Origin of the sequence: Staphylococcus sp. GDY8P120P (genome assembly GCF_017892065.1) — a bacterium.
In the GTDB taxonomy this organism is placed as follows: domain Bacteria; phylum Bacillota; class Bacilli; order Staphylococcales; family Staphylococcaceae; genus Staphylococcus; species Staphylococcus nepalensis.
Map to the genome: position 1 here is coordinate 323,259 of NZ_JAESKI010000008.1, position 23,750 is coordinate 347,008.

General features: G+C 32.7%; 20 protein-coding genes. 2 read left to right on the forward strand and 18 right to left on the reverse strand.

Annotated features, from left to right (window positions below; genetic code table 11):
* Window positions 1-16 precede the first annotated feature (16 nt).
* Window positions 17-1,171, forward strand: coding sequence for an acetoin utilization protein AcuC (locus KA900_RS07670; RefSeq protein ID WP_096809145.1), 1,155 nt, complete (start codon window positions 17-19; stop codon window positions 1,169-1,171).
* Window positions 1,172-1,306: 135 nt separating this feature from the next.
* Here the strand turns inward: KA900_RS07670 and ccpA are convergent, their stop codons facing one another.
* The 10 genes from ccpA to KA900_RS07720 form a co-directional block, all read right to left on the reverse strand.
* A complete protein-coding gene (ccpA, locus tag KA900_RS07675; RefSeq protein WP_103373533.1) occupies window positions 1,307-2,296 on the reverse strand; it encodes a catabolite control protein A in 990 nt (329 codons plus the stop codon).
* Between the two features lie 305 nt (window positions 2,297-2,601).
* Window positions 2,602-3,693, reverse strand: coding sequence for a bifunctional 3-deoxy-7-phosphoheptulonate synthase/chorismate mutase (locus KA900_RS07680; RefSeq protein ID WP_096809142.1), 1,092 nt, complete (start codon window positions 3,691-3,693; stop codon window positions 2,602-2,604).
* 761 nt (window positions 3,694-4,454) lie between these two features.
* A complete protein-coding gene (locus KA900_RS07685) occupies window positions 4,455-5,675 on the reverse strand; it encodes a hypothetical protein (RefSeq protein WP_115342103.1) in 1,221 nt (406 codons plus the stop codon).
* An 82-nt stretch (window positions 5,676-5,757) separates the two neighbouring features.
* Window positions 5,758-6,249: a DUF948 domain-containing protein gene (locus KA900_RS07690; protein ID WP_096809138.1), complete on the reverse strand. Its 492-nt coding sequence runs from the start codon at window positions 6,247-6,249 to the stop codon at window positions 5,758-5,760.
* Window positions 6,250-6,319: 70 nt separating this feature from the next.
* Complete coding sequence (gene murC / locus KA900_RS07695) at window positions 6,320-7,633, reverse strand: UDP-N-acetylmuramate--L-alanine ligase (RefSeq protein ID WP_108909278.1); 1,314 nt, start codon at window positions 7,631-7,633, stop codon at window positions 6,320-6,322.
* Between the two features lie 23 nt (window positions 7,634-7,656).
* Entirely contained in the window at window positions 7,657-11,352 is a 3,696-nt protein-coding gene (locus tag KA900_RS07700; RefSeq protein WP_210139417.1) for a DNA translocase FtsK, read from the reverse strand.
* Between the two features lie 17 nt (window positions 11,353-11,369).
* The gene (ytpR, locus tag KA900_RS07705; RefSeq protein ID WP_096809132.1) at window positions 11,370-11,969 is read right to left on the reverse strand and encodes a YtpR family tRNA-binding protein; all 600 of its coding nucleotides are present in this window, start codon (window positions 11,967-11,969) and stop codon (window positions 11,370-11,372) included.
* Window positions 11,970-11,982: 13 nt separating this feature from the next.
* Window positions 11,983-12,846 (reverse strand): DUF1444 domain-containing protein, encoded by an 864-nt coding sequence (locus tag KA900_RS07710; RefSeq protein ID WP_107644123.1) that lies wholly within the window; start codon window positions 12,844-12,846, stop codon window positions 11,983-11,985.
* Window positions 12,847-12,974: 128 nt separating this feature from the next.
* The gene (locus KA900_RS07715) at window positions 12,975-13,283 is read right to left on the reverse strand and encodes a thioredoxin family protein (RefSeq protein WP_096809128.1); all 309 of its coding nucleotides are present in this window, start codon (window positions 13,281-13,283) and stop codon (window positions 12,975-12,977) included.
* A 17-nt stretch (window positions 13,284-13,300) separates the two neighbouring features.
* Window positions 13,301-14,377 carry a M42 family metallopeptidase gene (locus tag KA900_RS07720; protein WP_096809125.1) on the reverse strand — a complete coding sequence of 359 codons (1,077 nt, stop codon included), beginning with the start codon at window positions 14,375-14,377 and terminating at the stop codon, window positions 13,301-13,303.
* An 82-nt stretch (window positions 14,378-14,459) separates the two neighbouring features.
* Between KA900_RS07720 and KA900_RS07725 the strand changes: the two genes are divergently transcribed.
* Entirely contained in the window at window positions 14,460-14,777 is a 318-nt protein-coding gene (locus KA900_RS07725) for a hypothetical protein (protein ID WP_096809123.1), read from the forward strand.
* Window positions 14,778-14,952: 175 nt separating this feature from the next.
* On the opposite strand, the gene KA900_RS07730 is transcribed toward KA900_RS07725, so the two are convergent.
* The 8 genes from KA900_RS07730 to KA900_RS07765 form a co-directional block, all read right to left on the reverse strand.
* Entirely contained in the window at window positions 14,953-15,780 is an 828-nt protein-coding gene (locus KA900_RS07730; RefSeq protein ID WP_174221768.1) for a YtnP family quorum-quenching lactonase, read from the reverse strand.
* Window positions 15,781-16,424: 644 nt separating this feature from the next.
* Window positions 16,425-17,066, reverse strand: coding sequence for a tRNA (guanosine(46)-N7)-methyltransferase TrmB (gene trmB / locus KA900_RS07735; protein ID WP_103373269.1), 642 nt, complete (start codon window positions 17,064-17,066; stop codon window positions 16,425-16,427).
* 12 nt (window positions 17,067-17,078) lie between these two features.
* Complete coding sequence (locus KA900_RS07740) at window positions 17,079-17,870, reverse strand: phosphotransferase family protein (RefSeq protein ID WP_096809118.1); 792 nt, start codon at window positions 17,868-17,870, stop codon at window positions 17,079-17,081.
* A gap of 454 nt (window positions 17,871-18,324) precedes the next feature.
* Complete coding sequence (dat, locus tag KA900_RS07745; protein WP_096809116.1) at window positions 18,325-19,170, reverse strand: D-amino-acid transaminase; 846 nt, start codon at window positions 19,168-19,170, stop codon at window positions 18,325-18,327.
* A gap of 2 nt (window positions 19,171-19,172) precedes the next feature.
* A complete protein-coding gene (gene pepV / locus KA900_RS07750) occupies window positions 19,173-20,582 on the reverse strand; it encodes a dipeptidase PepV (protein ID WP_103373267.1) in 1,410 nt (469 codons plus the stop codon).
* A gap of 304 nt (window positions 20,583-20,886) precedes the next feature.
* Window positions 20,887-21,285 carry a YtxH domain-containing protein gene (locus KA900_RS07755; protein WP_115342100.1) on the reverse strand — a complete coding sequence of 133 codons (399 nt, stop codon included), beginning with the start codon at window positions 21,283-21,285 and terminating at the stop codon, window positions 20,887-20,889.
* Between the two features lie 12 nt (window positions 21,286-21,297).
* Window positions 21,298-21,999: a pseudouridine synthase gene (locus KA900_RS07760; RefSeq protein ID WP_115342099.1), complete on the reverse strand. Its 702-nt coding sequence runs from the start codon at window positions 21,997-21,999 to the stop codon at window positions 21,298-21,300.
* Entirely contained in the window at window positions 21,996-23,633 is a 1,638-nt protein-coding gene (locus tag KA900_RS07765; RefSeq protein ID WP_210139418.1) for a putative polysaccharide biosynthesis protein, read from the reverse strand. The genes KA900_RS07760 and KA900_RS07765 overlap by 4 nt, the downstream gene beginning before the upstream one ends.
* Between the last annotated feature and the right edge of the window lie 117 nt (window positions 23,634-23,750).

Consider the following 23,750-nt stretch of genomic DNA (forward strand, 5'->3'; position numbering starts at 1 on the left):
GGGGAGTAAAAAATAAATGAACAATACCCAACAAACTGGTTATGTTTATTCAAATGAAATATTACAATACCGATTTAGTAATCAACATCCATTTAATCAAATGAGATTAAAATTAACAACAGAATTATTAAAAGATTTAGGTTACTTAAAGCCAGAGCATATCATTCAACCACGCATAGCTACAGATAATGAACTCAGCTTAATTCATAGTTTTGATTATATACAAGCTATTAGACGTGCTTCTCATGGCATTTTAAATGACTCTGAAGCTAAAAAATATGGTTTAGATGGCAGGGACACTTTGCAGTTTAGAATGATGCATAAACACAGTGCACGCATTGTAGGCGGCGCATTAAATTTAGTGGATAAAATCATGGATGGTTCTATAACCAATGGTTGTCATCTAGGCGGAGGCTTACATCATAGTTTACCTGGTCGCGCAAATGGTTTTTGTATTTATAATGATGTTGCAATTACAATCGCCTACCTTATTAAGAAATACTGTTTACGAGTCCTTTGTGTGGATACAGATGCGCATCATGGCGATGGAACACAATGGAGTTTTTATACGAACGATCAAGCGCTCATTTATTCTATCCATGAAACTGGTAAATTTTTATTTCCTGGATCAGGTCATTATACAGAGCGTGGTAATGAGCAAGGCTTTGGCTATACAGTTAATATTCCGCTTGAACCTTATACTGAGGATGATTCATATCTTGAAGTATTGAATCAAACACTGGAACCTGTGGTTGCATCATTTAAACCAGATATCATTGTCAGTGTGCATGGTGTCGATATTCATTATTTAGATCCGCTCACACATATGAACTGTACGTTAGATGCACTTTATGAGATACCTTATAAAATTAAGCAATTGGCCGATAAATACACTGATGGTAAGGTCATCATGTTTGGTGGCGGAGGTTATAATATATGGAAAGTCGTGCCTCGTGCTTGGACACATGTCTTTCTTGCTTTAATTGGTGAAGATCAACAAAATGGTCAATTACCAGAAAAATGGTTGTCAAAATGGTCGCCATACGCGACTTGTGATTTACCAAATACTTGGGAGGATGAAAAGTTAGATTACCAAATTATCCCTCGCCGACAAGAAATAAGCGCTATAAATATGAAACACGCAACACAAGTATTAAGCTGGTTCAAATAAATTCTAACAGTTTATTAGATGCTACATAAAAAGGAAACAGAAATTTGCTATACCTGTATCATTATGCCATTCATCTACCACATATAAGCTAAACGAGACTATGACATTAACACGTCATAGCCTCGTTTATTTAAATTATTTAGTTGTCCCTCTATATTCAATTCTATGAGGTAAAATTACATTAGGTTCTTCAATCTCTTCTTCGTTCATATATTTAGTTAATAATCTCATACCAACTGCGCCTATATCATATAATGGTTGAATCACACTTGATAATTGTGGTCTAACCATTTCTACTAAGCGTGTATTATTAAAACTAACAATTTGTAAGTCTTCAGGAACTATTACGCCCTCATCTTGTGCTGCATGCACTAAACCAATAGCTTGTTCATCACTAATTGACAATATCGCATCCGGTTTCCCAGATTTTAATGCCTCAAATGCACGCAATCCATCTTTATAAGTTTCATTTCCATTAAAAATCAATTGATCATCTAATGTAAGTTGATTAGCTGATAATACATCTTTTAGACCTTCTAATACATCTTCTTGTGCTTTTTTAGAATAATCTCCACCCACGAACGCAAAACGTTTTGCACCTTTTTCAATTAAGTGCTCTGTAATTTCTTTTGCTGCAGTTTGAAAATCAATATTAACAGATGAAATACCTTCATCTTTCCCATTAGTTCCTGATACAACTACTGGCACAGATGATTTATTAATCAATTCCTTAATTTCTTCAGAAATTGTACCACCTAAGAAAATAATACCATCTACTTGTTTACTTAATAGATTATTGAATATTTCTTTCTCTTTATTTGGGTCATTATCCGAATTTGAAATAATAGAGTGGTACTTATACATTGTAGCAATGTCTTCTAAACCACGTGCGAGTTGGGAATAGTATACATTTGAAATATCTGGAATAATTACGCCAACCGTTGTTGTACGTTTACTTGCCAAACCTCTTGCTACTGCGTTTGGTCGGTAATTTAATTTTTTAATAACTTCATTTACTTTATCTCGTGTTTCTGGTTTTACATTTTGGTTACCATTTACGACACGTGAAACAGTAGCCATAGATACTCTAGCTTCTCTAGCTACATCATATATTGTAACAGTCATAAACATCCTCCTTGAAAGCGATTTCTTTATTATTATAATCTGTTTTCATAACATTTTCAAAGTTTACCATATTTTTCGTAAATGTAAAATCATTTTGTTTTGAATGTCATAATTATGTCATTTTCATGATAATTTATTTTATATTAATAGAAAAAAGCTATTTTTTGTTAATATTTTAAAACTCCATAAATTTCCTGATTAATTCCTATTATTAACGTGCTCTTTTATACTGTTTATATTCAACATTAAAAACTCCTACCTGTCCGCTACAGAAATAGAGAACAAATAGGAGCTATTCAGTGATTTTATTTTAATTGTTTATTATTATACATATCAGCTAACGGCTTAATTTCGTTATAGAAGTTTTCAAATTCATTTAAATCCATTTGTTGACCACTATCACTAAGTGCTACCGAAGGATCTGGATGAACTTCTGCCATAATACCATCTGCACCTACTGCTAAACCTGCTTTTGCTGTTGGTAGCATAATATCTTTGCGCCCTGTACTATGCGTTACATCTACTAATACTGGTAAGTGTGTGCCTTGTTTTAAAACAGGTACAGCAGAAATATCTAATGTATTTCTAGTAGCTTTTTCATATGTACGGATACCACGCTCACATAAAATGATATTTTCATTACCTTGAGAAGCAATATATTCAGCTGCGAAAATAAATTCTTCAATCGTAGCAGCTAAACCACGTTTTAAAAGAACTGGTTTTTTAGAGCGTCCAGCTTCTTTTAATAATTCAAAGTTTTGCATGTTACGGGCTCCGATTTGGAACACATCTAAGTATTGATCTGCAACTTCAAAATCTGCAGGATTAACAATTTCACTTATTACATTTAGATTATATTTATCTTTTGTATTTTTAAGTATTTTAAGTCCTTCTTCACCTAGTCCTTGGAAATCATAAGGTGATGTGCGTGGTTTAAATGCACCGCCTCTAATGAATTTCTCACCTTTGGCTTGTAAATTGGCAGCAACCGTATCTACTTGTTCTTGAGATTCTACTGAACATGGACCAAATACAAATGATTTATTGCCATCTCCAATAATGCCGCCATTATCAAATTGAACAATTGTATCTTCAGGTTTTAATTTTCTAGATACATATAAATGTTTTTCATTCTCTGATTTTTGTAAGTCAGTAGAGGCTTTAAAAATTTCTTTGAATAATTGTTTGATCACATTATCATTAAATGGACCTTCATTTTTATCTAAAAGTTGATTAATCATTTCTTTTTCGCGTTGAGGGTCGTAAACCATTGTACCTTGCTTACGTTTTTCTTCACCAATTTTTTGAGCAATCTTACCTCTTTTAGATAAAAGGTCTAATATCTGTTCATTAATTCCAACAATTTCGTCTCTGTATTCTTGTAATTTGTCTGTCATTTTAGTCACCTCTATGAAAATTTTAAATCGATATTTTATTCTGCTTTAAAGCGATAAAATATTTATTAAACGTAATTCTAACAATAACTGTTTATAAGTTCAAGTATGATTATCAAAAAAGTCACTTTAAAAGTGAATAAGTCTTATAATAACTGAATTTTCTGTTATTTACTAGTTGTATTTTACACTATTACAAAATTTTATCTTAAAATTAATAATTCCAAGCTTAAATAGTGATATATTTCACTATTTGTTATAATAAATCAATAACAGTAACACCAAAATACCACTTTGACGACACTTTTCTTATTCTTATCAATTTACAAAAGTTAAAATATAACAATAGCATAAGTATTTTCCAGTTTATCTCAATATGCGCAGCAGTTTATCAAAAAGTCATGCACTGCCGGTTTATTGCGATTTGAAGATAACATATATTTAAATTGTATTGTAATTATTTTATAAATTTAAAAAGTAGCTAATCAAAATCTTACAACTTTGGTTTCATGGCTTGCATGACTCATTGTTTAGTATAACAATACTATCACCTATTACTTTGGTATGCGATAGGAGCATCAAATCTCTCCATATTAGATATATAGCTTAATGGTTTATCTAAAAAATAATATGATAACTTATATTAAAAGCCTCTAATTTTGCTAATAATCAGCAGCCCATTATAGAAAAAAGCGGGACAAAAACCAATTTATTAAAAGGTTTTGTTATCCCGCTCTATATATTTTCCATAACGATAAAAGCATTTAATCATTAAACGTTCGTTTGTCAATTTTACTTTTAGCTTTTTCAGTTTTCTTACTTTGTAATCTATTTTTAGAATACGTTGGTGTTTCATTTTCTGTTTGAGAATCAGAAGTGTTATCAGCGATTTTAGCTTCATTACTTATACCTTTTTCAGCTTCATCGTGAACAATAATTCCATCTTTAAAAGATACGCTATTGTGTGTTTGTTTAACGCGTTGTTCTGCAGCTTGAGGCTTAGCATTTTTGGTAGTTTGTTTAGCTTTGTCTGCAGAATTTTCTACTTTATTGCTAGATTCTACTGCGTTATCTATTTTTTTAGTAACTAAATTAGGTACATTATTATTTACTTTCGATGTTAAAGTTTCAGGTTTTAAAAGGTCAGCTGTATTTTTAGCTACTTTTGGATTTTTAGCTATTGCATCACGTTTTTGACTTGCTGCTATAGCTAAACCGGATGCAGTCACAGTGCCGGCAACAGCTGCTTTGATATGGTTATCTTCATCTTTTTTTGTCTCTTTTTTAGTAACTAAATTAGGCACTATACGATTTGGATTAGATTTTACGCCTTCTTCAGCTATTAATTCAGATGTGTTTTTTGAAACTTGAGTGTTGTTATTTAATATTTTCTTTTTCTCTTTAGCAACAGTTGCTAAATTGTTAGGTGATATGATACTATTACGCGATGTTTCCTTAGATGATGAAATCGTAGAAGCGTCTGATAAATTATGATCTTCTGCTTCTTCTTTTACCGCATCTTTTTGAGCTTCTATTTCACGCTCAGTTGGTTCTGCTTGCTCATTGATGTGGCTTAATTGCTCTGCTGCATTCATGGATTGCTGCTTACTCATTTCCTCCTGTGCTTGAGGTGATGTGTCTGCTAAATTATGATCAGAAGTTTCTTGTTGAATTGCAACTTTTTGTGCATCTAATTCATTGTGTGTAGTTGTTGTATCCTTTATTTGTGCAACTTGACGTTCTGCTGCTGCTTTTTCATTTTCAGTTTGTTCAACTAAGTTTGACTTAAATTTTTGATTAGCTTTCGGAACAGATGTATCACTTTGACGTGATTTACTAATAGAAATTAATCCAACAGTTGAACCTATAACTGCACCTACAATAAATCCATAGACAAATACGTTTCTAGCCCCAGAAGTAAAATAGTCTTCTACTTCATAACTTTCTAAATTTCTTTCATAATCATCTCGGTTATAGTACTTCATAATTGAATGCCTCCTATAACAAATGCACTTAAATAAGTTTATACCTCATTTAAGTGCATTTGTTTTTTAAGTATATAAATGATTAATGGTCAACACGTGTAGTGTAGCTGTGATCTGCGTCATTTGCGACACTACTTGTTTTGTATTTTGCACTTTCTCTACGATTTTTTCTATTTTGCCATTTGTCAGCAACTTCCATTGCCACATTTGACCATTGTACCACTTGAGAAATTTTATCTTCGTTTTGAGAAATGTTGTGCGTAATTGAATTTGTAACTCGATCAACAGAACCATTTAATGTTTGAACTGAATCCCCGATGCCTTTAACTGCATCAACGACAGAGTTTAAACGATCTGATTTATCTTGAATATCTTCAGTTAAGCGATTTGCTTTATGAAGTAAGTCTGTAGATTCACGTGTAATCCCTTGAATTTGTCCTTCCACGCCATCAAGTGTTTTTGCAACGTGATCTAAATTTTTCTTAACTGAAACTAATACGACAACGATACCAATACATAAAATTAAAAATGCAATCGCTGCAACGATTCCAGCTATAGGTAAAATCCATTCCATTAAAAACGCCTCCTAAAAAACATATGTTGTTATTTAATATAAATACCCCCATCATTTTAACATAAACATATTAAAATGAGGTAGTTACACCAATATTTTCCATGTATGCACGCTGGATTTTTTGAATATCGCCCGCACCCATAAATAAAATAACTGCATTACTATAATCTTCTAAAACATTTACAGTGCTTTCATCAATAAGCGTGGCGCCTTCAATCCTTTTAACTAAGTCTTGAATCGTTAAATCCCCATTATTTTCTCTTATTGAACCAAAAATTTCACATAAAAATGTTTTATCAGCAAGACTTAAACACGCTGCAAATTCCTCTAAAAAGGCTTGCGTTCGACTAAAAGTATGCGGTTGGAAAACAGCTATAACTTCCTTGGTAGGATATTTTTTTCGTGCTGTTTCAATTGTAGCACTAATTTCTCTCGGATGGTGTGCATAATCATCAACTAATACTTGTTGGCCAACTTTGGTTTCGTTAAATCTGCGTTTAACACCGCCGAAGGTTTCTAGTGCTTCTTTAATGTTAGCAACATTTAAGCCTTCCAAATAACTGATCGCTATTACAGCTAACGCATTTAAAATATTGTGATCACCAAATTGCGGTGATAAAAAAGAATCATAATACACTTTATCGATATAGACATCAAATTGTGTGCCTTTTTCACTGAATTGTATATTATCTGCATAAATATCGTCATTTTCAGAAAAACCGTAATAATAAATAGGTACATCTGCTTTTAATTTGCGCAGATGCGTATCATCACCCCAAGCAATAATCGCTTTTTTTACATTGCGTGCCATTTCTTGAAAAGCATTGAATACGTCATCAACATCTTTAAAATAATCCGGATGATCAAAATCAATATTAGTCATTATTGCATAGTCTGGATGATAACTTAAAAAGTGTCTACGGTATTCACATGCTTCAAACGCAAAGTAATCACTCGCCGGTATACCTAAGCCTGTACCATCACCAATTAAGAATGAGGTTTTTTTGTCTCCATTCATAACATGTGATAACAGCCCAGTAGTAGAAGTTTTGCCATGCGCACCTGTAACTGCAACTGAAGTGTATTGATTGATAACATGTCCTAAAAAATCATGGTAACGAATAACTTTTAAATTTAAATCATGCGCTCTTATTACCTCTTCGTGTGTATCAGGAAAGGCGTTACCTTGAACAATGACCATATCTTCTTTTATATTATCTGCATCAAATGGTAAAATTTCTATACCTTTGTTTTTTAATGCTATTTCTGTAAAAACATAATTTTTTATATCTGATCCTTGTACTTTATGACCAAGATCATGCATAATTTGTGCTAATGAACTCATACCGGCGCCTTTAATGCCGACAAAATGAAAATGTGTCATTGTAACACTCCTTTATCTCTATATTAATTCTCATTCAAATCAGACTCTGTGATGTATACATCTCTAGGTTTTGAACCATTTGCTCCTGAAACATAACCTAATTGTTCTAGTTGATCCACAATTCTAGCGGCTCGATTGTATCCTATTTGGAAATGTCTTTGTATTAATGAAGTAGAAATATGACCTTCTTGTAACATAAATCGACAAACATCCTCGAATAAATCGTCTTGCGGTTGGCTTTCTACTTTTTTCAATAATTCTTTTTCTTCAAAAAGATAATCAGGGTCTCGCTGTTGTTTAATAAAATCAACGACCTCATCAATTTCTTCATCAGATACAAACGTTCCCTGCACACGTATAGGTTTGTTCATACCGCTGCCTAAATAAAGCATATCGCCATAACCTAGCAAACGTTCTGCTCCCCCACTATCTAGAATGGTACGAGAATCTACGCTTGAAGAAACCATAAAAGCAATACGTGTTGGTATATTCGCTTTGATTAAGCCAGTAATTACATTTACAGAAGGTCTTTGCGTAGCCACAAGCATATGAATACCACATGCACGTGCTTTTTGAGCAATACGCGCAATGGATTGTTCTACTTCTTGTGGTGCCATCATCATTAAATCTGCTAGTTCATCAATAACGATTACTATTTTGGGCATTCTATCTTCATAATTCGCTTTTTTATTAAAAGCAGTAATATTTCTCACATGGTATTTAGCAAATACTTTGTAACGACGTTCCATTTCTTCTACTGCCCATTTTAAACTTTGAGTAGCAGCTTTAACATCAGTAATCACAGGCGACACTAAATGAGGCAACCCATTATATGGCGCCAATTCTACCATCTTAGGATCAATGAGTAATAATCTTAACTCTTCAGGATGATTTTTATACAACAATGACATTAAAATACTGTTAATAGATACTGATTTACCAGAACCCGTTGCGCCTGCAATTAATGCATGAGGTGTTTTAGCTATATCCATAACGAGTGGTTCATTATTAATTCGAAGCCCCATAGCAACTGTTAATTTAGATTCTGCATTTTTAAATGTAGTGTCTTCTATAATGGAACGTAAATTAACAGGTGTAGATGATTGGTTTGGCACTTCAATGCCTACTAAACTTGTACCTGGGATAGGCGCTTCAATACGTATATCTTTGGCTGCTAACGCCATTTTGATATCATCCTGTAAATTGGTAATTCTAGAAACTTTTACTCCTTTTTCTACAGATAATTCAAAACGCGTTACACTTGGTCCTTCTGTAACTGTTTGAACTTCAGCTGGCACGTTAAAGTAATAAAAAGCTTCATTTAATTCATGTTTCTTTTCTTCAATCCATTGGTTATCTTTTTCATGCGCCTTAGGTTCTTCAAGTAAGTCAATACTTGGAAGGTTGATATTTGGACCTTTTCTTATCGCTGTCTTAGTCCCCTGGTAGGTATCTACGTCATCGTCAACTTGATTTACAGACTGTGTATCATCTGTCGTTGATTTATTTTGTGATAACGCTTCTTGGTTATCTGAATTTTGAGATTGCGTAGCACTTTGGCTTGAGTTTGAGTATGCTGTGTCTCTTTTTTGTTGAGCATCATCTTTGATTTGATGTATTTGACCATCAGATGATATCGCTTGTGCATCTGAAATTGTTGATTCATTGTTATCATAAAAATGTGCTTCGGCATTTTGATCTGAGTATATATTATCTTCTTGTTGTTTAGGTGAAGACAATGATTTATCTGTATTAGACGGTGCCTTTATATTCGTATTGTCTTCTGATTGGTATTTGTTGTCTTCACAAAGGCTCATACTTGAGTAATTTGTATGGCGCTTTTTCTTAGCGTCGAGCATACGCTTTTTATCTGATGGTGTCATAACCACATTAAACGGTTTGCTGCCTTTTGTTATGGCTGATTTTTTCCTTTGTTGACTTGATTTTTCACTAGAACTTAAGGCATGCACAGATTCAGTTACTTGAGCATCATCCGCTTCATTTTGGCTACTGTTCGTCGTTTGTATATCATTATCTTTTGTAGACGGTGCTTTGATATCCTGATCTGACAGATTATACTCCTCTGAATTAAATTGACTTGAATCTTGTGTGCTTTCTGAATATGATCCATCAGTTAGAGATGTACTATTTTGATTATCGTCAGTGTCACGCGCTGTACTTGTTGAAAAGGGATCATCTGAAAATTCATCTTGCGTCTGTGGCATTTTTTCAACGTCTTCATTTTGCTTACTATCCACATCAGTTGTACTTTGTGACATATCTTTTTGAGCTTCAGATAATTCTCTGTATCTTGCATCTGAAATTGCTACATTTTCATCAACTTCAGTTAAATTTGAAGCGTTTTGTTGCACATGGCTTTCTGCTTCAGAAGATGTGTTTTGTTGTTCATTTTCTGAACCAGCTTCATCTTGGCTTACATCCATTGCAGTTATTTCTGGTTCATCTGATAAATTAACTGTAGGATTGGCCGTTTCATCTAAAGACTCATACACTTGGTTATTGTCTATATTATGTACAGAACTCACGTTATCTAAATCAATTTCTTGGTAGTTAAATTCTGAAGCGTTATTTTGATCATTATGGCTACTATTTTCAGTCAAATTATCACTAGAGATATCCTCAGAATCATCCACATCCGAGATATCATTTGATTGTTCTTCGTCTAACGAACTTTCGCCAATATAATGTTTGGCTTGTTGTGCATACATTTCATCAATTGCTTTTTGAATTGTATCTTCATCATTTTGTTGATTTTCTTGACGTTTTTGTTGTAAAGCTTTCTTGAATTGACGTTTTTGAAGTACTTTTCTTTCACGCTCTCTACGAATTTCTTCTACAATTTGAGACGCATAAATGTTTTCTATATTGATTGTATTATTTTTTTGAGGTTGCGTCGTTGATTCTGTAGTGTCTTCATACTGGTCTGACGTGTTCTGCGGTTCGTTTTCTATTGAAGATAGTTGCTCATCATCAACTTGATATAGCTGGTCGTCATCATTTTGTTGTTGAGCTTCGTTATATTGTGATTCAAGGCTTGATGTTTTATCTTCTTGAACATCTTTGTCATTGTTAAATATTTCATTGTCTTCTTCGCTGTTTTTGGGTTTGATTACCCCGTTATCTAGAGGGTGGGGCTTTTGAGTACCAAAAATAGCAGAAGGAACTTCACTCGCTTTAAAATCACTTTTATGATAATGCGGCGTAGAGTGTTCATGTTTTTTTGAAGATTTTCCATTCACGCCTAAAACGTCCGTTTGGATTCTTGTTCTCTTGCCATTATGTTGTCTCTTATCTCTTCTTGTTTCACTGTTTGTTTCATCGTACGTTTCATCATGTGTCGTTGATTGCTCAGAAGCTTCTGGCTGCTTCATCTCGTCTGAAGTTGTTTCATTATACATATGTCTACGTCTTCGTTGTTTTTGGTTAGATGATGATGTATGGTTAGACATATTTTCAGTATCTTTAGCTTCTTTTTCAGACGATACTTCATGAGCACTATCAGATCTATTTTCTTCTTCTATAACATGCATCGGAAATCTGAATTTCCCTTTCGGTCTCTCATAAACATCGTTGTTTTGAGGAAGTAATGTGTCTTTATGTTCTTGTTGCATATTCTTTTGACGTCGTTGGTTTCTTTTATTTAGATAATCTTTATTAGGATCATTTTCGTCTCCAAATAATTTGTCGAACCAGCTCATTCGGACATTACCTCCTTTTATTCTTCAAAAAATGCTTGTCCTACTTTATAATCATCAGACAAGACCATAATACCTTTTTCTTGTGGTGCGTTTGGCAAATTCAATTCTTTCATAGAGCAAATCATACCACTTGAAGCAACGCCACGAAGTTCTGCATCTTTGATTACCATGCCATTTGGCATTACTGCACCAACTTTTGCGACTACAACCTTTTGTCCCGCTTCAACGTTAGGCGCGCCACACACAATTTGTAATTTTTCTGTAGCTACGTCTACATTTAATACACTTAACTTATCAGCATTAGGATGCTTTTCTTTGTTTGCCACATAACCTACAACCAATTTTGGTGATAAATCTGTCTCTAATTCAAATGAAAACCCTGCATTTTTAATAGCTTGCTGTAGTTCATTAATTAATGTTTCATTTAATTGAACATGGCCATTTCCAGATATACTAGATACATTTGAAGCGTCAAATATATTATATCCAACAACTTGATTACCTTGATGAATTTCTACTACGTTTCCTTTTGTTTCATACGTAAATTCACCAGTTGTGGGTTCAATTTGTAAAAAAGCTACATCTCCCACAGATTCTTTATTATAAAATAAATTCATTTATACTGACTCCTTATTTCTTATCTTTATTCTCATATTTTTTTCTAGTCGCCTCTAACCTTTGTATTACGTTAGGATTTCTTTTTTGTTTATTGTTTTTACCTAATATAAATATAGGTTCAAAATGTCCTTTGTCATAAGCTAGAGAAAGTGAAGTAATTGGCACTAAACCTTTCGTGAAAAATTCCATGGTTAAATGAGCCATAACATCATAACCTGTTTTATTACGAATATCAGCTATGATTAACACATCCTGGTGTGGTACTGCTACTAGCATTTCACCTTCACATTGAGTTTGAATTTCATTTAAAAAAGTAGTATTTAGAATTCTACTTGCATCATAACCATCATTTGAATTAATAAAATAGAAAATATTTCCTTTAACTTCATCCGTTTTATAATTATTTTCAAGCTTTCTAACGTTAAATAACGCCATTTCTTTCACTTGTTGTTTAGTGAGATTCAATTTATCTAACATAGTTTCATCTAATAGTCGGTAAGATTTACCTAAGTCCACTGCATAGTAAATATTAGTTTCTGCAGTATGTTTATCAATAACAAATGCATTTCCAGATTTGTCTTTTTTATCAAAACTCGGTGATCTGAGCACAGGCATTATCTCAATATGATCTGAATCGGATAAAGCCTCCCCTTTCATTTGTTCGATAGCTTCTTCAACGTAATAAACGATTTCGTCTACTATATTTTCTTTTTGCTCTTTATATTTAGCTACGATAGTTGAAATTTTAACAGTTACACCTTTACCATTATCATTTCTAGAAACTCGTAGCGTCTCGTCATCACGATTAAAACTAAACTTAACGTCTAGATGTTTCAATCTATCTTTTAATTTATCTCTCATTTGAAAGACATTCATCGTTAACACTCCTATTTACGTGTCTTAATACAGTTTACAATAAATATACCCTTAGGAACAGAAAAAATGTAAGTTCTAAGGGTATATTTTTTAGAGTACACTTTAATCAATATGATTTGATTTATCTTTTATAAAGAAGCTAAAAAATCATCTATCTGTTCAATTGATTTACGTTCTTTTCCAATATAGCTACCAATTTGTTTATTATCTTTATATACTAGAAAACTTGGAATGCCCATAATACCATGATTAATACAAATATCTATAAATTTATCTCTATCTACAGATATAAATTTGTAATTCGTATATTTTGCTTCCAGTTGTGGGAGATCTGGTTCAATCACTTTACAGTCGGGACACCAGTCTGCAGTAAATAAAAACACAGTTTGTTCTTTTTTTAATTCTTCAAATTGTTGTTCATTTTCTAATTGTTCCATTAAATCACTCCTAAATATTAATTATATTGTAGCGTATCGATTATTTTATCATTTAAGTTTTTAATTGATTGGAATAACAGTCTCCGCGCTGCATCATAATCACGGTAATCAAACACTGCGTTCGTACTGTGAATATAGCGTGCACAAACACCGATAACTGCAGTTGGAATACCAATATTTGCTTTGTGTATTTCTCCGCCATCAGTACCGCCAGGAGACATATAATATTGGTTTGGAATATCAAATTTTTTTGTTAAATCTATAAGGTAATCTCTAAATGTCGGTTTGAGTATCATCGTGCCGTCTTTGATACGGATTAAAGTACCTTTACCTAGTTCTCCTGAAAGATGCTGTTTTCCTTTCATATCATTTGCTGGAGAACAATCAACTACAAATGCAATATCTGGATCTATTAATTCGGCGGAAGCTTTTGCTCCTCTTAATCCAACTTCTTCCTGTACATTCGCTCCAACAAATAAATCAAAATCTAATTCTACATCTTTCAATAATTCTAATAACTCTAAACCAATTAAACAACCATAACGATTATCCCAGGCCTTGCTTACAAATCTATGTTCAGATAATTGCGTAAATGGTGTTTCAGGAACAATGGTATCCCCTATTTGAATACCTCGATTTATTACATCTGTTTCACTTTCACAACCGATATCTAATAATAAGTCTTCTATCGTCGGCGCACCTTCATTACCCGTTCTAAAGTGCTTTGGAATATTTGCAACGATGCCAACGATTTCTTCATTGGTACGTGATTTCACTTTTAATCTTTGTCCTTGCCATATGTCAGTAGCAACGCCACCTAAGTTTGTGAATTGCAATAGTCCGTTATCTGTAATATGAGTTATCATAAAACCAACTTCATCCATATGAGCAGCAACCATTACTTTTTTAGGTTCTTTAGCTTTGGATCGCTTCACTCCATAAAAACCGCCCATACGATTATAAACAAATTCATCTACGTACGGTGCCATTTCATTTTTTAAATACGTTTTCACATCATCTTCAAAGCCAGGTGCGCCATGTAATTCTGTTAAATTTTTCATTCTTGATAATGTTTGATTTTTGTCTATACTCAATGTCTCTCACTCCTTAATATTTATTATATCATCTTCATTGTGGTAAACTATAAATATGACTTTATTGGGGGTAGATTGTAATATGTTAAATAAAAAAAGTTGGTTCTTCATCACAATTATTTCATTAGCAGTTATTGTTGGATCAATTTATTTTTATAAACGTCAAAAGCAAATACAACATCAAAATCCAGAGAAAATTGTTTCTGAAGTAAAAACATATTTTATGAATGTTGTCGGTTCTTACATATTAAACGAAACGATTATGTATAAAAACGCTAACGACCAATTAGAAGCTTTTCAAGGTGGTGTCACTACACTTCACAATGGCAAACGCATTTATTACGATTTTTACGCAAATGCTAAAACAGGAGAAGTCCTCGACATCATAGAGTGTAAATGATTGAAGGTTAAAGTTATGAACATCTTACGTACCCGATAGCAAACAACTATTAACTATCGCAGTACAATAATGATATGAAACAAAATATATCGCTGCTCAAGTCATTCATAAAGCAAAACCAATGCTTTAAAACAGATATAGTTTCATTTCAAATGTTCTAAACTTTAACCTTATTTTAATTTCTAGTAATATATTGTGCTATTTCATTAGATTCAGTTTGATTAAATTTCACAGCGAAATAATTTACATCATGATAATATAAGAACCAATAATCCTCTAAGATGAATCTAGGTATTATCCGTTCCTTTTCTCTAATAGACTGCATTGGATAATCATCATAAGCAGTTACCCATAATGGATTTTTGTGTGCAATAGTTGGGAAAATATCTCCCATATGCACTGCCTTTTCTCCTTTGCTTTCAATAGTAATAATAGAATGACCATAACTATGGCCTCCAGTATGATAAATATGAATGCCACTTACTACTTCTAATTGATTTTCAAATAAAATTAATTTCTTCGTGAAATCTCCATTATTTTTCTTCCAATAAGTGGATTTACTACGTATATTAGGGCTATTAAACTCGTGCCACTCATCTTGTTGTATGACATGAATGGCGTTTTCAAAAACAGCATGCCCTTCATTATCAGTTAAACCTGAAGCATGGTCAAAATGTAAATGTGTCATCAGTACATAATCAATATCTTGTGTTTCTAAATTAAATGATTTTAAATCTTCTTCAATTTGGCTTTCATAATTTACACCAAATATCTTGCGTTCTTTGTCAGTAAGCTTTTCCTTACCAATCCCTGTATCAATAATAATATTAAATTCTTCCGTTTGAATTAAAATTGGGTGTGTTGGTAAAGGAATACGGTTATCCTCGCTGATTTCATATTTTTTTGTCCATAAAACTTTAGGTACAACGCCGAACATTGCGCCCCCATCAATATTTGTAATCCCACCATTAAGGTAATGCATTTTAAAATTGCCTAATTTCAAGATTATCCCTCGTTTCTTTGTTTAAATACTGTTTATTAATATAGTAATATAATACAACTCCCTCGTAAAATAATGAAAATTGTAAATCCACACATACAGATGAATATCGTACATACCTACAAATGAACTCAGATACAAATACTCTAAGTTAATTCTTGGACTTGACGTAGATCGTTGTCACATGACTATGCTATCAATACGTTTTAAAACGTACGCTAATGAACTATTGCTTCAAAATCGCTACTTTTTAGAAAACTATTTTTTAAAAGTCAGTTCTTAAAGCACTACTGCTAAAGCGTTACTTTTTAATTTATTAAATTAGACTTGAGTCATAACGTATATAATCCTCTTAACAGTATTAGTGCTTATGCAAATGTTTTAGTGCTTGTATTCCATTTAAACCTCAATAACACTTATGTAAGGAAGCCTGACGCTTACATCCCTTGCTTTAGTTTATCTTATAAAAAAAAGAAACCCAAATTGGGTTTCTGGTTGTCTATAAAGCGCTACTTTCCCATTTATGAAAATAGTAGCCTTAAAAAAATAAAATAATGAAATCTTATAAAAAATTTCCATCTTTATTTCATCTTAGTATTATATTATACACTGGCGATTAACTACATAAAGTGATTTACAAAAACAATTTAATTATTGTGAAATTTAGCTTCCATTCTATAAATCCTTGAGCCTTTATCTGAAAATTTACGCTCATATTCTGTTTCAATATTATTTTCTTTTTCTTCTTGGTGTAAATTTAAATTTATTTTAGTGAAATACATTCCGAATTGGGACATACTTTCTAAACTATAAGCAAATAAACCTCTATTATCCGTTTTAAAATGGATTTCTCCATCTTTTTTTAGCACTTGTTGATATAACGCTAAAAATGTATGGTAAGTCAATCTACGCTTCGTATGCCTTCTTTTTGGCCAAGGGTCTGAGAAATTTAAATAAATACGAGAGATTTCTTCATCTTTAAAGTATTCATTTAATTCAATCGCATCATTACAAATCAATTTAATATTGGTTAGATTTTGCTCTCTCACTTTATCTAACACTTTGACCATAACGTTCTTTTCCCGTTCCATAGAAATAAAATTAATTTCTGGTCTTTGCGCAGCAAGCGTTGTAATAAATTGACCCATGCCAGAACCAATTTCTATATATATCGGTTGATCTTTATCAAACCATTCACTTATATGTCCTGCATGGCTACCATCCGTATCTACAATATTAGGATGCGACTTTAAATAATCTTCAGCCCACGGCTTGTAACGCACTCTCATCTTGATAACTCCTTATATAAATACATTGTTATTCATTACTTCGTTTAAGAACTTCAACCACATATTCATATCTTTATAGCGTTTTTGTTCTTCGTACCACTGTACCATTCCAATTGACTGAACAACAGTATACCATTTCATTCTCTTTTGTAAGTCTATAGAATCTTTCGTACCATAATCTCTCAACCATTGAGGCCATTTATTTTCAGGAACGTAATTGTATAGCAGCATACCTAAATCAATAGCTGGATCCGCAATCATTGCACCTTCCCAATCAACTAAAAATAATTCATCATGATCAGATAACAACCAGTTGTTATGGTTAACATCTCCGTGAACAACCGTAAAGAACCTAGGATCAAGACAAGGCATATGATCTTCTAAATATGTCAATGCTTTACGAATAACATGATGCGTTAACACTTCTCTAGATAATGAGGCGTTAATTTTATTTAATAAAATATCAGGTGTAATAGGATTCATTTCCATACGTTTCAACATATTCAAAAGTGTTTTTGAACTATGTATTTTTTTTAGCAAATTAGCGACACGTTGTTCATACATTTCATCGAAAGTTAGCTCTCTGCCGTTTTTCCAATGTTGTGCTGTTACAACTTCCCCTGTTTCTATACGTTTCGTCCACACGAGCTTTGGTACAATACCTTCAGCAGACAAAGCTGCAATAAATGGATTAGAATTTCGTTTTAAAAACAATTTCTGTCCATCTTGCTCTGCCATATAAGCTTCGCCAGATGCGCCACCTGCTGAATCAAGTGTCCATCCTAATTGATAAAACTGCTCCAACACGTTCACCTCACTTTCAATTAGAAAATGGCTCCAGAAAACAAATTTCGAGAGCCAAATATAGTCATTTTCTAACACAATTATAAACTTAAATCATATATGATAGCCTCACGTGTTATGACCATCATTTTGTCCCATAGATTTAAGTTTGTATATTTAAATATTAAATACTGTATTGAGATTTTTATAACTTTATCATCATATCATAAATCTACCCGAAACAGCATGAAATTTTTAAAATTCCTTTGCTTTTTTTCATGAAATTTTATACACCAATTTCAAGTCTCATAAAAGATTTTATAATGTTTAGACGTTTATTTCAACCAATAATGAGAAACAAAAAGTCACATTTTACTACGAACATTTTCAGGAATTTTATTAATCGGCTCAGTAAGCATTATAACATAATTTAGTTTCAATAGATGTTACATTTTATTTCCTTTTTTGGAAAATATTAACTATCTGCATCAATGTATCTGTTAAATCCTTCTTGTAATGATTTAGTTATTGGGCCGACTTTTCCCTCACCTACGAATTCACCATCTAATTTAATTACAGGCATTACTTCAATTGAAGTACTTGATACGATAATTTCATCCGCATTTCTTAAAAAATCCACAGTGAAAGTGCCTTCATTAAATGGAATGCCTTTGGCTTCTGCAATATCTTTAATTACCATTCGCGTAATGCCATTTAATATATAGTTATTTACAGGATGCGTGTATATTTCCCCACCTTTAATTGCATATACATTACTTGATGACCCTTCAGTAACGATATCGCCACGATGCTGGATAGCTTCTTGAGCATTATATTTAACTGCGCTTTCTTTAGCTAGCACATTACCCAATAAATTCAAGCTTTTAATATCACATCTCAACCAACGAATATCTTCTGTTGTTATAGCATTAATGCCTTCTTCTAATAGTTTATATGGACGTTCATATGTTTTTGTAAATGCCATTACATTGGCTTCTACTGATGGCGTTGGAAACGCGTGATCTCTTGGGGCAGCGCCACGCGTAACTTGAATGTATACACCACCGTTAACTACACCGTTAGCTGCTAATAATTCTTGTACTAATTCTGTAAGTTCATCTACGTTGTATTTCAAATCTAAACCAATCTCTTTAGCACTTCTTAACAGTCTTTCAAAATGTGGTTTTGCAGTAAAAATATTATTATTATAAGTTCTGATATATTCATATATACCATCGCCGAAAACATAGCCTCTGTCGTTGTAAGGGACTCTTGCGTCTTGTTCATCTACTAAATGTTCGTTAATCAATACTTTAGTCATAATTATTCCTCCACGCACAATGTATATAAAGCTTCTAAATAAATACTCGTTGCATCAAACAATTGTTTTTTCGTAATATATTCATTTTTTTGGTGCATTAAATCTTCTGAATCGTTAAACATTGCACCAAATGCAACACCTTTATCAAGATTACGTGCGTAAGTTCCGCCACCAATAGTGTATGGTTCTGTTGGATCACCTGTTTGGTTACGGTATGCTTTCACTAATGTTTGTACAAATGGATCATTTTTATCTACATAGTGAGGTGTTTGATTCTTACCTAATTCAATAGAAAAACCGTTTTTTTCGATTTCACCTTTAAATCGAGTCATTGCTTCTTCAAATTCAAAACCATGAGGGTATCTTAAATTAATACCAAATCTGCCTCCATTTTGGTTATCGTAAGAAATAATACCAATATTAGTTGTAACATCACCCATCACATCAGTATGGAATTTCATCCCCATTTTTTCGCCAAAGTGAGAATTAAATAGATATTGTTCGCTAAATTGAGTAAAGTTGGCAGCTGTTTTATCTAAACCAAGCTTAGATAAGAAGTTCAATAAGTGCAATCCTGCGTTCACACCAATAGACGGATCCATACCATGCACTGCTTTACCATAGGTTTTAAGGACTAACACACCACTATCAACGACGCTTTCACCATCTACTTGATTTTCAGATAAATATTGTTCGAAATTTTGAATAACGTCTGTCATATTTTCTTTAACCGCTAATTTAGCATTTGCTTCATCAGGAACCATGTTGTAACGTTGCCCAGAAGTAAATGAAATTAATTCATATTCAGGCTCATCTTTATCTTCTGCTTTTTCATTTTGTACTACATCGAAAGTGCTAATACCTTTTTCCCCGTGGATAGCTGGGAATTCCGCATCAGGGGCAAAACCTAATGTAGGCATTTCTTCCGTTTTGAAATAGCGATCTGTACATTGCCAATCTGATTCTTCATCCGTACCTATAATGATATGTATACGCTTTTTCCAGTTTACTTTCATATCATTTAATATTTTGACTGCATAATAAGCAGCAATGGTAGGCCCCTTATCATCAAGCGTACCTCTCGCGATAACTTTATCCTCAGTTACAACCGGTTCGAATGGATTAGAATCCCAACCATCGCCAGCTGGTACCACGTCTACGTGACATAAAATACCCATAACATCTTCGCCTTTTCCGGATTCTATACGACCTGCAATATGGTCTACGTCATGTGTATTAAATCCATCACGCTCAGCAATTTGGTACATATAATCTAATGCTTTCCGCGGTCCTGGTCCGACTGGATTATCAGACGAAGCTTTGTTATCATCTCTTACACTCTCAATAGATAATAAACCTTTCAAATCTTCTATAATATGTTCTTCGTATGCTTTAACTTTATCTTTCCACATTTAGAATCAACTTCCTTCTCATTACTTATATATTTAATATTTTACATGAAGTAGTATAGAAACTACAGTGAGATGTAACTTATATTTAAAATTTTTAACTGTAATCATTATTGAAAAACAGTTAAATACCACTATATGAGTGGTTTTATACTCTGTATTAAGATTAAAAAACCTGAGACATAAAAATGTCCCAGGCTTATATAATCATTTATGAAGATAGTATTTCTAACCTTTGCGGGGTAACGCCACCATTTTAGAAATATGTGGGTCTATCCGTAGCTTAATCTACACATTTTATAAACAATTATTTATTTTTATTATTTTTAAGTTCTTCTTCTGTAACTACACGCAAATTGTTTGAAGGATCTGCTGCACCTTCATCCGTAAATCTAGCTTCTTCTACGTGTTCTTCTTTTTCATTAACGCCTTTAAAACGGTCTTTTTGTTCATTTATAAACCCTTTCGGATCTTGTTTCACTCTTGACGCATAACCTTTCGGGTCTTGTTTCACTTCGTTATAAGTTTCCCCAGCTTTTGAACTTATTTGGCTAGCGATATCTTTAGCGTTTTGTTTATATGATTCAGGATTTGACTTGTATTTGCTATACTCATCTTTCAATTTATCTCTATTTTCTTTTTTAGAGAGCACAACTGCAGCAGCTGCTCCTCCGACACCTATAATTGCTTTTAGTAATTTTGACATAATAACACCTCTTTATAAATTTAATCCTAATTGTTTAAAATCTTGTTGCGTTAGATGACGATATTCACCTGGACCCAATGATTCATCAAGTTTTAACTCACCAATACTCACACGTTTCAATGCAAGCACTTCGTTATCTATAGCATGAAACATACGCTTAACTTGATGATACCTTCCTTCATAAATTGTGACAAATGATTTGTATGGTTCATCACTTTTCACTAAAGTTGCAGGCATCGCCAATCCCTCATTCAATTCAATACCCATTTTGAATGAATTTATATCATTATTTGTAATATTTTTTTCAGAAATAACTTCGTACGTTTTAGAAACATGCTTTGTAGGGCTCATAAGTTCATGATTAAATGCACCATCATTAGTGATTAATAATAATCCTTCTGTATCTTTATCGAGACGACCTACTGGGAAAATTTCTAAAAACTGATAAGATTTCACTAATTCTATCACTGTTTGATGTTGATTATCTGCTGTCGCAGAAATATATCCTTTGGGTTTATTCAGCATGAGATAAACTTTATCTATATATTGTATAATCTCATTATTTATTTTGATTATATCATTGTTAGGGTCAATTTGTTTTTTGGGTGATTTTTCTTTTTGTTCATTAATAAAAACGCTACTGCTTTTTAATAATTGTTTAACTTCTGTACGCGTACCCACGCCCATATTCGCTAAAAATTTATCTATTCTCATTTTATAATACCTAATTTGCGTCTAACTTTATTAGGAATCTCACCTAAAAATTGATCAGCTAATTTCGTCTTCATCGTGATACCTCCGTAAACTAACATACCAATTATAACACTGATAATTAAAATACTTAATGCACCAAATTTAGTTTTTGGCGAAATAAACATTTGTAATAAAAACGATGACAATTCGACTGCAACCATCATAATTAAACCATATAAGAATATTTTACAGAAGTGTAACCATGTCTCTGAAAAATCAAAATTTGCATATTTTTTAAGTATATAAAAGTTACATAAAACAGCAAATAGTAACGCAATCGCTGTGCTTAAAATTGCGCCAGCCGTGTGGAATGCCATAATAAGCGGCGTATTTAAAACAACCTTTAAGACAACTGCTACTAAAATAACAAATACAGTTAATTTCTGTTTATCTATACCTTGTAGCATAGATGCGGTTACGCTTAACAATCCAATCAAAATAGCCACAGGTGCATAGTAGAATAATAACTGACTACCATCTATATTATAACTATAAAACACGGTGTATAATGGTAATGCTAAAGCCATAATTCCTAAACTTGCTGGCACCGTAATGTACATCAAAACACCTAAAGATGTTCTAATTTGTCTATGCATTTCACTTAACTCGCCTGATTCATATGTTTTGGTAATGAATGGAATTAAGCTTACTGCAAAGCCAGCTGATAGTGACGTTGGAATCATCACTATTTTATTAGTTGTCATATTTAAAATTGTAAAGAAATAGTCATGTAGACGGCTAGGTACGCCTGCTAAATCTAACGCGCCATTATGTGTAAATTGATCGACTAAATTAAATAATGGAAAGTTCAAGCTAACAATAACAAATGGAATACTATATGAAATAATTTCTTTATACATCTTTCCATATGATACATTGATACCTGAAACATCCGTTGCAACCATCTTTTCAATATTAGGTTTTCTTTTTTTCCAATAATACCATAATGTGAAAATACCCGCTACGGCACCTATTGCTGCAGCAAATGTCGCAATACCATTGGCTTGTAAAACACTGCCATTAAAGACATTGAGCACTAGATAACTTCCAATTAAAATAAATAAAATACGTGCAATTTGTTCAATAACTTCCGACACTGCCGTTGGGCCCATTGATTTATAACCTTGGAACACGCCACGCCATGTCGCAAGTAATGGTATAAATATAACAACCATACTGATAATTCTAATAATCCAAGTAATGTCTTCAACTGACCAACCACCTTTAGCGCCTGATTTATTTGCTAACGTGATTGTTGCTATAGTCGGTGCTAATAAATATAAAATGAAAAATCCTATAAATCCTGTAATGGTCATAACGATAAAACTGGATTTATATAACTTTTCACTTACTTTATATGCACCTAAAGCATTATACTTAGATACATATTTAGATGCCGCTAATGGTACGCCAGCAGTCGCAACTGCAATAGCAATATTATACGGCGTATATGCATAGTTAAAAGGTGCCAATTTTTCTTCTCCACCAATAATAGCATAGAATGGAATAATATATAATACACCCAAGACTTTAGTAATCAATATACTAAGGGTGATTAAAAAGGTACCCCTAACTAATTCTTTACTTTCACTCATTCAGATCTTCCTATCTCAAATTAAATTTTTACACTCATAACTTCAATAATAACGTTATAACCACTTTTTTTCAAAACTATATTACTATAAACTATAAAATAACACTATTTAGTAAAG

What these genes read in the sequence shown, in the direction of transcription:
- pepV (WP_103373267.1), bottom strand. Translation starts at nt 20,582, where the DNA reads ATGTGGAAAGATAAAGTTAAAGCATACGAAGAACATATTATAGAAGAT.
- KA900_RS07715 (WP_096809128.1), bottom strand. Translation starts at nt 13,283, where the DNA reads ATGGAACAATTAGAAAATGAACAACAATTTGAAGAATTAAAAAAAGAA.
- KA900_RS07765 (WP_210139418.1), bottom strand. Translation starts at nt 23,633, where the DNA reads ATGAGTGAAAGTAAAGAATTAGTTAGGGGTACCTTTTTAATCACCCTT.
- ccpA (WP_103373533.1), bottom strand. Translation starts at nt 2,296, where the DNA reads ATGACTGTTACAATATATGATGTAGCTAGAGAAGCTAGAGTATCTATG.
- KA900_RS07670 (WP_096809145.1), top strand. Translation starts at nt 17, where the DNA reads ATGAACAATACCCAACAAACTGGTTATGTTTATTCAAATGAAATATTA.
- KA900_RS07760 (WP_115342099.1), bottom strand. Translation starts at nt 21,999, where the DNA reads ATGAGAATAGATAAATTTTTAGCGAATATGGGCGTGGGTACGCGTACA.
- KA900_RS07680 (WP_096809142.1), bottom strand. Translation starts at nt 3,693, where the DNA reads ATGACAGACAAATTACAAGAATACAGAGACGAAATTGTTGGAATTAAT.
- trmB (WP_103373269.1), bottom strand. Translation starts at nt 17,066, where the DNA reads ATGAGAGTGCGTTACAAGCCGTGGGCTGAAGATTATTTAAAGTCGCAT.
- dat (WP_096809116.1), bottom strand. Translation starts at nt 19,170, where the DNA reads ATGACTAAAGTATTGATTAACGAACATTTAGTAGATGAACAAGACGCA.
- KA900_RS07755 (WP_115342100.1), bottom strand. Translation starts at nt 21,285, where the DNA reads ATGTCAAAATTACTAAAAGCAATTATAGGTGTCGGAGGAGCAGCTGCT.
- KA900_RS07710 (WP_107644123.1), bottom strand. Translation starts at nt 12,846, where the DNA reads ATGAATGTCTTTCAAATGAGAGATAAATTAAAAGATAGATTGAAACAT.
- KA900_RS07725 (WP_096809123.1), top strand. Translation starts at nt 14,460, where the DNA reads ATGTTAAATAAAAAAAGTTGGTTCTTCATCACAATTATTTCATTAGCA.
- KA900_RS07690 (WP_096809138.1), bottom strand. Translation starts at nt 6,249, where the DNA reads ATGGAATGGATTTTACCTATAGCTGGAATCGTTGCAGCGATTGCATTT.
- murC (WP_108909278.1), bottom strand. Translation starts at nt 7,633, where the DNA reads ATGACACATTTTCATTTTGTCGGCATTAAAGGCGCCGGTATGAGTTCA.
- KA900_RS07700 (WP_210139417.1), bottom strand. Translation starts at nt 11,352, where the DNA reads ATGAGCTGGTTCGACAAATTATTTGGAGACGAAAATGATCCTAATAAA.
- KA900_RS07685 (WP_115342103.1), bottom strand. Translation starts at nt 5,675, where the DNA reads ATGAAGTACTATAACCGAGATGATTATGAAAGAAATTTAGAAAGTTAT.
- ytpR (WP_096809132.1), bottom strand. Translation starts at nt 11,969, where the DNA reads ATGAATTTATTTTATAATAAAGAATCTGTGGGAGATGTAGCTTTTTTA.